The sequence below is a fragment of the Candidatus Poribacteria bacterium genome (assembly GCA_021162805.1).
In the GTDB taxonomy this organism is placed as follows: Bacteria; Poribacteria; WGA-4E; order B28-G17; family B28-G17; genus JAGGXZ01.
This window is the reverse complement of record JAGGXZ010000182.1, coordinates 83191-95128: the sequence shown is the minus strand read 5'-3', so window position 1 is coordinate 95128 and position 11938 is coordinate 83191. Positions and strand designations below refer to the sequence as shown.

Genomic DNA, 11938 nt, shown 5'->3' with positions numbered 1-11938 from the left:
TATCAGGAATGGTGGAAGCTATAAGATAGCGGATCTGAAAAAGAGGGTTCATATTCCCAAAGAGGTGATCCCCGATGATGTTGATCCTCCTGCGGAGTTGAGATCCTCCTCTCCGGCTGCATCACCCGGCGGTAGAGGGGAGGTTGAGGTTGTTCTCAGGGATGGTGGAAGCTATAAGGTGGCGGATCTGAAGGAAGGGGTTCATATTCCCAAAGAGGTGATCCCCGATGATGTTGATCCTCTTGCAGAGTTGAGATTTTCCTCTCTGATTGGTGATCAGGAGGTTCAACACCGAGATGGGATAGTGGATGAACGAGGGATTAAGCCTCAACTTGATCTCGGCCAGCAGATCGAGAGCACTTACCAAAGCAGGCAGCGGGAGGGAGCGTGGAAAGTTAAAAGCCAAGGATCGAAGGGCGAAAGCCAAAAACTTATCTCTCTATCACGATCAAGGATTGAAAATCAAGAGGTAGCTTTATCCTCTTCACCCGTGATGTCCTCAAGATCACCAGCCGATAAGATATCCTCCTCTGATATTACCACAAGGATCATCCCTCAAGGTGAGAGGCGGGGTATCACCGAGGACGACGTTCCTATCGGAGAGGAAGGGAACGTTTATCAGGGTAAGGTAACACACCTCTCACGCGAGGAACTTTCCCTCTCCTTTCAGAATCAACCGGTTCAGGAGATATCAAATCAACGTCGAATTGGGCAAAATGTGAGAACTGCTTCTTCGACATCTATCCCAGTCGATGATCCTCCTCGTGTATTCCCATGGAAATCTGATATTCGATCTCGAGCTTTCTCCATTGTAGAAGCAGCAATGCGGAGTCCGAGTTCTAGCTTCTCTGGAGAGGCGGATTATACCTCCCGTTCTCCGAGCGGGGCGACGAATAATGCTGATAGCATAGGTTTATATTCCCTATCGGGCTTGGGCGATGATATCTCACGTGATGATCTGAGGAGGAAACCAACGGGAATACAGATGGGGAATCAATATGAGATATCGCGCGAGGTATCGTCCGAGCATCAACCCATAGTACCACAAGGTGAGGCGGTAAGCATCCCGACGGGCAACACATCGCCTGTCCGTCACCTCGTTCGGTTCGTTCAGCTTGATGGTGACCTCCTCCCACCTCTAAAGGAGATGGGCTTCCTCCTTCATCGAAGCGGCTTACACGGATGCTCCCGTGCAGAGGCCCTCTTCTCCAGAGGCTTAAGTACGGGCGAAAAATCTTTCGCCCCTCCTCTCTGTTCGGACCGGTCCGGCCCTAGGGTTTGTACCGAAGGCATTATACCACAATCGGAGATAAAAAAACAAGCTGCCTATGGTGCACGCAGACCGCCTTTCATCCTACCCCTAAAAGAGTGGGCTTTCCCGGCGGGAGTTCGTAAGGGGCTGAATATAAACGCTATCAATCCCGATTTCTCCCATGAGCCTGATCATCCCTCGCCTAGGATAGCCCTTTATGGGGATAACTCCATGGTTTTAATCACCATATCTTCTTCCAGCGCTGAAGATAGCTCGATTCATCCGCGAAGCGATGAGGTGGGTGGAGTTCAAGCGCCACCGTATTTCATACTATCCCGGGAGGGCATGGAGAGCGATCCCGATCCAGCTTATCACACTGGCCTTGCTAGGAGGGCAACACAAGACGGAGGAGGAAGTTCATCTACTGCTGGAGGTAATCCTGACGTCATACCCGGAGCTCCCGAAAAACGGTTGGAGGCCGGAAGATGGGAGGATCAAGCGGTGAGAGGCGTTAAACGAAAGGCGGAGATCATCTTCAAAAACGCCGTGATTCATCCTGGATCTGATCTGAAGGAGGGAGTCCATACCCCCGCTGTATCCGTTGAAGGGAGGATCGACGGGATGCGGACAGGGGGTCAGGTATTTCCTACTGTCGATATAACTGACTTGAAATCGAGTTCCCTTAGCTTCCCCGCTAGAGCAAGGATTATCTCCTCCGAGTTACCACCAGATCAGGATATCCAAGGGGACAGGATATCGGATGGTAGGAAGGTCAGTAAGCCTCAGCTTAACCCTGATTCCCCGATCAGACGTGCCCCCCTGGGGGAGAAAGCTCACACTGAGATGCAGCAGAGATCAGGTAATAATAGCATTGTCTCCACGTTTTCCCATGGTGAACCTCAAGAAGGGAAGCTGGGGAAACCTGATTTCGTCCATCGGCCTGCCGATTCCGATCTATTGAATCCTAGGGATAGTTTACCTGCTGATGAAGCCAAGATGAGGTCTTCCTATATGAAAGTTCCAAACCCCGCGCCTTCACATCATCAGGAATATCGCTTTGATTTTGACTCATCCCTAAGTTCAGTCCATCAGACCGAACTGGGATCATCTTCGGCGGAGAGGTCGGATCAGGGTAGAAGCGATATATCTTCAGGATCACCTGCCCGTCTATATGAGGGTATGAGCGTGAAGGGAAACGGGGGAGAAAAAAATATCCCCCTGCCCTCATATCCTTCTCCATCCTATCGGGAGGTGGACATCGCCGTCAGATTCGACAGGCAGGGTGAGAGGGTTGAGGTCAGGGACATCGATGAAGGGGTCGCCGATGAGATCGCTCGCCAATGGCAACATACGGTAGGCGGGACGGAATATCGGCTTGAGGTTGGCGATAGACCGGAAGCTGGGAGGATCTCCAATGAGCTCGGCGGGATGATATCGAATGAGGTGAACAGGCTTAAAGCGGAAAATCCCATCTTAGAGGGTAGAATCGTAACGGTGAGCTCTATAAGGGTCAAACTTCGTCCGGAACATCTCGGTAGGATGGAGATAAAGGTGATCAAAAAAGGGGAGGAGATATCCGCTATCATAAAGGTCGAGGACAACTCCGTGAGGAGGTTGCTCCATCAGATCGCCCCTCAGATAAGGCAGAACCTGGAGGAGCACGGGATAAAGATGGGACAGGTTGAGGTCAGGTCATTTAACCCCTCTTTCTCAGGGGGGTTCGGATCGTGGATGGGAAACGGGAGAAGATTTCAGCAGCCCGGATATCCCAGCTATACGGCGGCTGTAGGTCAAGATAGCAACTTATCCCACGAGCTTGAAGGGGAGATGGAGGAGAATTCGGGTGTAAATTTAAGGGCTTAGACGCCACAGCTTGTAACATCGATTATAAGCGAGATGAATTAACAGAGGTGATTATGAGATGAGGGTTTCAAACGATCAGAGGATTTTCAGGATGAGCGACTCGAAAGAGGATCAGATACCTTCAAACCAGATAATGGGTAAGGATGATTTCCTCAGGCTGCTTGTAACCCAGTTGTCATATCAAGATCCTCTTAGCCCTGTGGATAATCAGGAGTTCATAGCACAGACAGCTCAGTTCAGTGCCCTTGAGCAGATGCAGAACCTCAATGAATCCTTCAAGTCACTCATGCAGATCGAAAGGCAGGTCAGTAGGGCGATCTCGCTCGGATTCGTTGGGAAACAGGTCAAAATACAGAGCGGCTTCTTCGAGCTGAAGGGTGACGGTCCGGTGAAGCTGAAATATCGGGTAGATGAGGATCTGAAGAAGGTAAGCGTGAAGATATTCAACGAGGATGGCGACCTGATAAGAACGCTTGAACCCAAGGATATCTCCCATGGCGAACATACCGTTCTGTGGGACGGAAAGGATGATAAGGGCGAAAAGGTCGAAAGTGGACGTTACAGGTATGAGGTAACCGGTGTAGATGAAGCGGGAAAGGAGGTGTCGCTTACACCAACCAGTTCCGGAAAGGTGGATGGTATCTCCTTCAAAGGCGATAAGGTGTATCTCATGGTGAACGGCGATCTCGTGCCGCAATCCAGTCTCATCTCGATAGAGGGGTGAGGGAGGTGATCAGGTTGAGGGAAGGGGTCAGAGATGTGATTTCAACCGGTCGGCTTGAACGACTGGGCTCTCCGATGAGATCGGGGAAAAGTTCGGGGTTGAGCTTCGATAGGGTGCTCGCTCGGTTGTCAGACGGAGAAAACCGGCCGGTGAAGATCTCCACCCATGCCAAGGCGAGGCTGAGGCAAAGGAGGATATACCTCTCCAGTGAGGATATGGAGAGGATAAACAGGGCCGTGGAGAAGATGAACGAGAAAGGGGCCAAGGAGTCACTTCTCCTGATGAGGGATTTAGCCCTGTTGGTCAACGTGAGAAACAGGACCGTGATAACGGCCCTGGACGGACAAAACATGAAAGATAGGGTTTTTACGAACATCGACAGTGCGATGATAATCTAAAACCTGACCCTGTAGAGGCGGGCCCTCCTCGGAGGACGCCTCGTGGGACGCCGATCGCCTGAGGCGGCCCGGGTCAGAATGGAAAGGAGGAGGAAAAAATGATAGGAGCTCTTTTCAGCGGGCTTTCAGGTATAAGATCGCATCAGACTGAGATGGATGTCATAGGCAGCAACATCGCCAATATCAACACGATCGGCTATAAAACCTCCAGAACGTCGTTCGAGGAGGCGCTGGTGATCACGCTTCGAGGCGGCGTCAAGCCCGAAAGCGGAAAAGGTGGGCTCAATCCCGTCCAGATAGGAATGGGATCGACCGTCGGCGGGATAGACACGATTTTCAAGCAGGGCGCTCTACAACAGACGGGCAAAACCACAGATCTGGCCATAATCGGCGATGGGTTCTTCATCGTCAGCGACGGCGAACAACAGTATTATACGAGAGCCGGCAATTTCCAGTTCGACGCCCTCGGAAGGCTAGTTACTAAAAATGGCTACTCAGTTCAGGGATGGAACGCTGATCCGGAGGGGAAAATCACCAAGGATAAACCGATAGGTGATATCATCTTGCCTTACGGAAAGCGCATGCCGGCTAGAGCCACAACAACCGTATCCTTCACTGGAAATCTCGATTCCAGGGCTAATTCGAGTGACGAGTATGTAATCTCCACCACGATCTACGACTCGCAGGGTAACAGTCACACGCTCTCGATAACTCTAAAAAAAACCGATTCGAACACGTGGTATTGGGAAGCATCATTACCAGGAGGCGGGGTAATTGACAGTGACAGCAGCTCGGGAACTATCTCCTTTAATGAAGACGGTTCGATAAATACCGATACCCTCCCGCAGCTGAAGATCGATCCCGGAAACGGAGCCAAGCAGATGAGCATAACCTTGGACTTTAAAGGGCTCACTCAATACGCTTCCCAGTTCACAGCAGTGGTCTCTAGCCAGGACGGTTGCACGGCAGGAAACTTGGAAGCGATCAGCATCCAAGAGGACGGAAGGATACTGGGGACGTTCAGTAACGGTATAACTCAAACCCTCGCCCAGATAGCGCTTGCCAGGTTCAACAACCCCTCTGGTTTGGTCAGGCTGGAGAAGAACCTGTACGGTGCCACGGGCAACTCCGGTGTTCCTCTCATCGGCACCGCCGGCAGCAGCATTCAGGCCTCTATAGTCTCAGGCGCCTTGGAACAATCCAACGTGGATCTCGCCTCCGAGTTCACGAGGTTGATCATCGCTCAGCGCGGGTTTCAGGCCAACTCGCGCGTGATAACCACCTCCAACGACGTGCTGCAGGATCTGGTGAACCTCAAGCGATGAGATGCCTAGTGGGGCGGATCGATCCGATCCGCCCTCTAGAAACCGGTAAAGATTTGAGCCTCGACCTCCGATAAAAATATCAGGATAACCGAGTTCGCTTCCGCATGGCGGAACTGCGCGGACAGCGAACGGGTTTGATGAGAGGGCAACCATGGATATAAGCACCGTCCTGGGAATCGTGGCAGGTGTGGGATGTGTTTTGGTGGCTATTCTGTTAGGCGGAGATATATTCGGTTTCATCAATATCCCCTCCCTTATGATCGTCGCCGGCGGGACAATCGCCGCCACCCTGATAAACTACCCTTTGCCCAAAGTGCTCAGCGTCTTCGGCGTTTTAAAGAACGCCTTCTTCGCCAAGGAACGCTCCCCGGTTGAGCTTATAAACCTCATCGTCCAACTGGCGGACAAGGCGCGCCGTGAGGGATTGATTAACCTTGAAAATTCGCTTCAGGATGTAGATGAGGATTTCCTGAAAAGAGGGCTGCAGCTGGCGGCCGATGGCGTCGATCCTCGAATTTTAAGGAATATCATGGAGACAGAGCTGGATTATCAGAGCGAGAGACATGAATTCGGTCAGGATCTGTTTAACGCCATGGCCAAATACTCACCTGCCTTCGGAATGATCGGAACGCTGATAGGGCTGATACAAATGCTCAGAAACCTGGACGATCCCACAACCATCGGACCGTCCATGGCTGTGGCGCTTATAACCACCTTCTATGGAGCCCTTTTCGCAAACCTGATCTTCATACCCATAGCGGGCAAGCTTAAAGCGAGATCGGATGAAGAGATGCTTTACAGACAGATAATCCTGGAAGGCGTGCTCCTGATCCAGGCCGGGGATAATCCCAGAATGATAGCGGAAAATCTGAAGGTATTTCTGCCACCTAAGCTGAGGGAACAGCTCGGAGGTGATATGTATGGCCAGGCAACGGCGGAAGAAGGTTGAGGAAGGAGCTCCGGAATGGATGACGACCTACGGAGATCTGATGTCCCAGCTCTTGACCTTCTTTGTCCTTTTGGTTTCATTCTCCATATTTGACGAGATCAAATATAACACGGTTAAAGGATCTTTGAAATACTCCTTCGGGGTGCTGAAAGGATGGGAACAGCCCCTGGTGGAAAAGATCAGAACCGCACCTGAAACCACCAGAGTGAACGATGAAGAGCAGAAGATGGCCGGAATCGGATACAGGCTGAAGAAGTTCGTGGCCGAAAGAGGGATGAAAGGATCTCTGCAGGCCGTCATGCGAAAGGAGGGACTAGCCATAATACTACGCACCAGCGGTAAACCGGTTATGTTCGACTCAGGAAGTGCCCAGATCAGGCCTGAGTTCACCCCGATACTCGAAAAGATAGCCGAGGAGCTGATGAAGATACCAAATGACGTAAGGATCGAAGGCCATACCGATAACCGGCCGATCCACACCCCGATGTTCCCGTCGAATTGGGAACTCTCAGCGGCGAGGGCGACAAGTGTCCTCAGGTTTTTGGTCAAAAAAGGGATAGATCCGTCCAGGCTGTCGGCGGTCGGATACGGGGAGTTCAGGCCCGTCGCCTCTAACGATACCCCCGAGGGAAGGGCTAAAAATAGAAGGGTCGAGATCCTCATCCTCAAGAGGAAAACCGCCGGAAGATGAGGTGTAAGGGGATGAAGGTCCTGGTAGTGGACGATTCACTCGCCATGCGCAAGATCATAAAAAACATATTGATCAAAACGGGAATCACGGACATCGTTGAGGCTGAGGACGGCAGGGAAGCCCTGGAGATACTCAATATGGAGGATGATATAGATCTGGTGTTGCTCGACTGGAACATGCCCGAAATGACGGGATTAGAGTTTGTCGAGGCGGTGAGAAGCGACGATCGATTCGATAAGATGCCGATAATAATGGTCACAGCCAACACATCTAAAAATGAGATAATACGAGCCATCGGCGCCGGCGTGAATAACTATGTGGCTAAACCCTTTACCCCGGAGATCCTGATGGAGAAGATAGAGCAGACGATGACCAGGATGAAAGGGGGCTGAGGATATGGCCGATTTACAGTTCGTCTCCTTTAATCTGGATGGTGGGAAGTTCGGCGTGGATATCCTCTCGGTCAGGGAGATCCTCCGAATGCAACCCATAACCCGTCTGCCGAACGTGTCGGACTTCATCGAAGGGGTGATAAACCTGAGGGGTGAAATCATCCCCGTCATAGACCTGAGAAAACGGCTCGGTATGCCCCCAAAAGAGGCCGACAAAAAGAGCAGAATTGTGGTGATCGAGCTCGACGATAAAAAGGTCGGACTTATAGTCGATATGGTATCCCGGGTGATAAGAGTGGATGAAAACAGCGTGGAACCTCCTCCTGAAGCGGTGAAGCTGGACCCCAGATACATCACCGGCATAGCCAAACTGGAGGATGATTTCATGGTTATCCTCGACCTTCAGGGATTGATCACAGGAGGGTGAGAAAATGAAGCTCTCAGTTAAGATGATACTGCTGATGAGCGCCATCGTCATCATAACCGTGGCGGTTATGACGGTGGTGGGATTGAGTTTGGTGGGACGGGGAATGGACGACTTCTTACAAAGCAGACTTGCCGTCGAGGCGAAGAGTTCAGTAGCGTTACTGGAGGAAATGTGGCTTGAGTTGAAGGATGAGGCGTTCAAGGATTCCATGGATCTCCTCGCCACCCTCGATATCGGGAAGATTGAAGGGGCTGGAACCTCCGCCGTGCTTGAAAGGTTCGCATCGAGAGCAGGACATGCTCATCCGGTCGCCCTATATCGGCTACAAGGCACAGCCGGCATGCTGATCGCTTCCACCGCCTCAGATATGCCCGCCAGCTTAACACCACAGGTCGTTACCTCTCTCCTGAGCAAAGGCGAATATACATCCATAAGCCGATCGGGAGGAAAATACCGATTCGTCTTCTACTTCCCGATCACCGGAACAAGGAATATCAACGGCGCCGTATATGTCGGAGCGATCTCCCTGGATGTTATGAAATCAAGCGCTTTTGAGCGCTTCAAGCGGAGAGTGTTGGGCCTCAGGCCCTCGGAAAACGGTTACTATTATGTAGTTGACGCTGTTACCGGCGAGGCGCTGATTCATCCCGATTCCACCTTGACCGGAGGGAAGATAACCGACATCGTTCCCGCTTTGAACGTGATATTGCGTCGGAGAGAAGGGGCTGTAGAATATGAGTTCAGAGGTGTTAAGGAGATCGCCGGATATGCCCGCGATGATCACTTCAACTGGATCATCGCCTCATCCGTCAACAGATCGGACTATGACCAGGTTGAGAGGAGGATCAAAAGATATATGATTCCGTTTGGGATTATGATCGTGCTTCTAGGCAGCCTGATGACGGTGGTCGTATCCCGCAGGCTTTTCTCGGCCATCCCATCGGTTATGACGGCCGCCCGGAATTTAACAAGGGGCGATCTCTCGCATAAGGTCACGTTCCGGCTCGATTCGAGGGATGAGATCGGTCAACTGGCAAGGACGTTCAACGAGATGGCCGAGAGCCTTTCGGGGATGATCCTCAGGATCAAGGGCATAGCCGATCATCTGGCCTCGTCAGCCACCGAGCTTTCGGCCACCGCGGAACAGATGTCCGCCGGGAGCGAAGAGGTGTCCTCTCAGGTGGTGGCCGTCGCCACGGCCGCGGAGGAGATGGCCTCCCAGGCAGGTGCGGTGGCGGCCGCGGCGGAGGAGCTTTCGGCAACGATAGCTCAGGTCTCTCAAAGCGCCCAACGAGCGGCCGAGTTGGCGCGACAATCCAGCAATATCTCCAACGAAGGCAGGAGGAACGTCTCACAAACCATAGACGGAATGAATAGGATAGCCGAAGCGGCCAACATGATAAATGAGACCGTCCAGAAGCTCAACGCTGCTTCCGAGAAGATCGGCCAGATAATCTCCGTAATAGAGGATGTGGCCGATCAGACAAATCTTCTGGCCTTGAATGCGGCCATAGAGGCCGCCAGAGCTGGCGAGCAGGGAAGAGGATTCGCCGTCGTGGCCGATGAGGTGAGAAAACTCGCTGAGAGGACGATGCAATCAACAAGGCAGATATCCGATATGATCGGCGAGATCCAGGAGGAAACGGCTCGCGTCGTCACGGCTATGGGTGATGGACTGAAGGCGGTGGATGAGGGCTTGAAATTGGCGAGGAACGCCGGGGAAGCGCTCCAAAAGGTAGCCGAATCCAGCGATGAAGTTCTGGAGGCCATAGCTCAGATAGCCACGGCCATGGAACAACAATCCGCCGCCGTTAAGGACATAAACCGGAACATACAGCAATTATCACAGGTGACGCGGGATATCTCGCAGAACATCCAGCAGGTAGCTGAGGCCTCACAGCAGGTCGCGGAAGGCGCACAGCAGACCACCCAGGCATCCTCTCGGTTGGATAAACTATCCAGGCAGTTGTATGAGGAGGTCCGCAAGTTTAAGGTCTCCGACGAACCTCTCAACGTCGAATCCGCTGAGGAAAATGAGCTCGAGTCTGAAGGTGCGATCAAACCTCAACTGATGCCGTCTGATTAATTCGCTCAATTATCGTTAAGTGTAGCGGAGATCCGAGAGGTCAGAAGTGCTTATTTCTCAGGGCGAAAAGGAAAGAGGAACTAGGACGGAAAACGTTACAACGTTAAATGTTGAACGTGCGACGGATTTTCCTTCTCCTCGTTCCTCCTCATGGATAACCGCTACACTCAAGGGAAATAAGAGTGGAGTGGATTAACTACAGGAGGTTTCCCGTTTCCTGTCTTCCGCTCAATTTCGAGCGAATCTTGAGGAGAGAGGATGAAATGAGCGAGGAGATCTTCGAAGATCCTGAAATGATAAAGGCCTTCGTGGAAGAGGCCTCGGAGATCGTCGGATCGCTGGAGGCGGACCTTATAAAGCTGGAGAACTCGCCTGAAGATCTCGATCTGCTCAATCGGATATTCAGGGGTTTTCACACGATAAAGGGGATGGCGGGTTTCCTGGGGCTGGATCGGCTGGTTGAGGTGACACATGCCGCCGAAACCAAGCTGGATAAATTACGCAAGGGGGAGGAAAAGGTAACTCCTGAAATTACGGACGCGATACTCGATGCCCTGGATACGACGAAAAGGCTGATAGATGAGGTGAGGATATCCCCTATCTCCGAGGAATCGGCTGAGGAGCCAGATGAAACCCATGTTCGTCCCGAGCTTCAGCAACTTCCCTCGCTTGAAATCCATACTGTGAGAACCGATGTCAAGAGGCTGGATGAGCTGATGAACCTCGTCGGAGAGCTGGTGATTGAGAGAAACAGATTGCTTCAGATAAGCAAAACGGGAGATGATGATCTGCAGGACGTGGCGGCTAGGATAGATCTGATCACCTCACAGTTGCAAATGGCAGCGCTGAGAATGAGGATGCAACCTATAGCCACCATCTTTAACCGATATCCGAGGATCGTTCGCGATCTCGCCAGAGATATGGGCAAAGAGGTGGAGCTGATCATATCGGGTGAGGAAACGGAGCTGGATAAAAGCATCATAGAGGAGATCAACGATCCGCTGGTACATCTGCTCAGAAACGCCGTAGATCATGGTATAGAACCGCCCGAAGAGAGGGAGAGCTTGGGTAAACCGAGAAAGGGTAGGATCTCCCTCTCCGCCTATCACGTGGCGAACACGATCGTCATAGAGATCCAAGACGACGGCAGGGGAATAGATCCCGATAAAATCGCTCAAAAGGCGATCGAAAAAGGTATCATCACTGAGGAAAGGCTCAGAGAGATGTCCGAGCGGGATGTGATCAATCTTATTTTCACCCCGGGTTTTAGCACCTCTGATGAGATCAATAACGTCTCCGGACGAGGCGTGGGGATGGATGTGGTTAAGAACAACGTCAAAAGGTTAGGCGGTATGGTGGAGGTGGAAAGCTCCGTAGGACAGGGGACAAAGATCCAGATCAAACTCCCTCTTACGCTCGCCATAATCCAAAGCCTGTTGGTGATGTCAGGTGAGGAGGTATATGCCATCCCCTTAACTTCGGTAATCGAAACCATCAAGGTCTCGCCTGATAATGTAAGGCTGATAGGTGGCAGGGAGATGATCTATCTAAGAGGGGAGATCCTGCCGATATTGAAGCTGAAGGAGATCTTCGGCGCTGAAGGAGGAAAACCGAACGGGGAATATGTGATCATCATCGGGCTGGCGGAGATGCGGATCGGTCTCGCTGTCGATAGAGTTTTAGGCGAGGAGGAGGTGGTAATCAAGTCACTGGGATCGCTTCTAGGATCGATCCCCGGCATAGCCGGCGCGACAGTGATGGGCGACGGACGGGTTGCACTTATAATCGATGTTCCCAGCTTGATAAACGCGGTGTGAAGATGGAGGATATA

The 11938-nt window shown here is 51.9% G+C and carries 11 protein-coding genes; 10 read left to right on the top strand and 1 reads right to left on the bottom strand.

Going from position 1 to position 11938, the window contains the following annotated elements; translation table 11 throughout:
* Positions 1 to 121: 121 nt before the first annotated feature.
* The gene (locus J7M22_14525; protein ID MCD6507820.1) at positions 122 to 427 is read right to left on the bottom strand and encodes a hypothetical protein; all 306 of its coding nucleotides are present in this window, start codon (positions 425 to 427) and stop codon (positions 122 to 124) included.
* Between the two features lie 2004 nt (positions 428 to 2431).
* Here J7M22_14525 and J7M22_14520 point away from each other — a divergent pair.
* The 10 genes from J7M22_14520 (at position 2432) to J7M22_14475 (ending at position 11924) form a co-directional block, all read left to right on the top strand.
* Positions 2432 to 3115 carry a flagellar hook-length control protein FliK gene (locus J7M22_14520; GenBank protein ID MCD6507819.1) on the top strand — a complete coding sequence of 228 codons (684 nt, stop codon included), beginning with the start codon at positions 2432 to 2434 and terminating at the stop codon, positions 3113 to 3115.
* Positions 3116 to 3173: 58 nt separating this feature from the next.
* Complete coding sequence (locus J7M22_14515) at positions 3174 to 3839, top strand: flagellar hook assembly protein FlgD (GenBank protein MCD6507818.1); 666 nt, start codon at positions 3174 to 3176, stop codon at positions 3837 to 3839.
* A 74-nt stretch (positions 3840 to 3913) separates the two neighbouring features.
* The gene (locus tag J7M22_14510) at positions 3914 to 4237 is read left to right on the top strand and encodes a flagellar protein (protein ID MCD6507817.1); all 324 of its coding nucleotides are present in this window, start codon (positions 3914 to 3916) and stop codon (positions 4235 to 4237) included.
* Positions 4238 to 4335: 98 nt separating this feature from the next.
* A complete protein-coding gene (locus J7M22_14505) occupies positions 4336 to 5562 on the top strand; it encodes a flagellar hook protein FlgE (protein MCD6507816.1) in 1227 nt (408 codons plus the stop codon).
* Positions 5563 to 5713: 151 nt separating this feature from the next.
* The gene (locus J7M22_14500; GenBank protein ID MCD6507815.1) at positions 5714 to 6511 is read left to right on the top strand and encodes a motility protein A; all 798 of its coding nucleotides are present in this window, start codon (positions 5714 to 5716) and stop codon (positions 6509 to 6511) included.
* On the top strand, positions 6483 to 7202 hold the full coding sequence (locus J7M22_14495; GenBank protein MCD6507814.1) for a flagellar motor protein MotB: 720 nt from the start codon (positions 6483 to 6485) through the stop codon (positions 7200 to 7202). Before J7M22_14500 ends, J7M22_14495 begins: the two co-directional genes overlap by 29 nt.
* 11 nt (positions 7203 to 7213) lie before the next feature.
* Positions 7214 to 7594, top strand: a complete 381-nt coding sequence (locus J7M22_14490; GenBank protein MCD6507813.1) for a response regulator — start codon at positions 7214 to 7216, stop codon at positions 7592 to 7594.
* Positions 7595 to 7598: 4 nt separating this feature from the next.
* A complete protein-coding gene (locus J7M22_14485) occupies positions 7599 to 8021 on the top strand; it encodes a purine-binding chemotaxis protein CheW (GenBank protein MCD6507812.1) in 423 nt (140 codons plus the stop codon).
* Between the two features lie 4 nt (positions 8022 to 8025).
* Positions 8026 to 10107: a HAMP domain-containing protein gene (locus J7M22_14480; GenBank protein MCD6507811.1), complete on the top strand. Its 2082-nt coding sequence runs from the start codon at positions 8026 to 8028 to the stop codon at positions 10105 to 10107.
* A gap of 263 nt (positions 10108 to 10370) precedes the next feature.
* Positions 10371 to 11924 (top strand): chemotaxis protein CheA, encoded by a 1554-nt coding sequence (locus J7M22_14475; protein MCD6507810.1) that lies wholly within the window; start codon positions 10371 to 10373, stop codon positions 11922 to 11924.
* Positions 11925 to 11938: the final 14 nt, after the last annotated feature.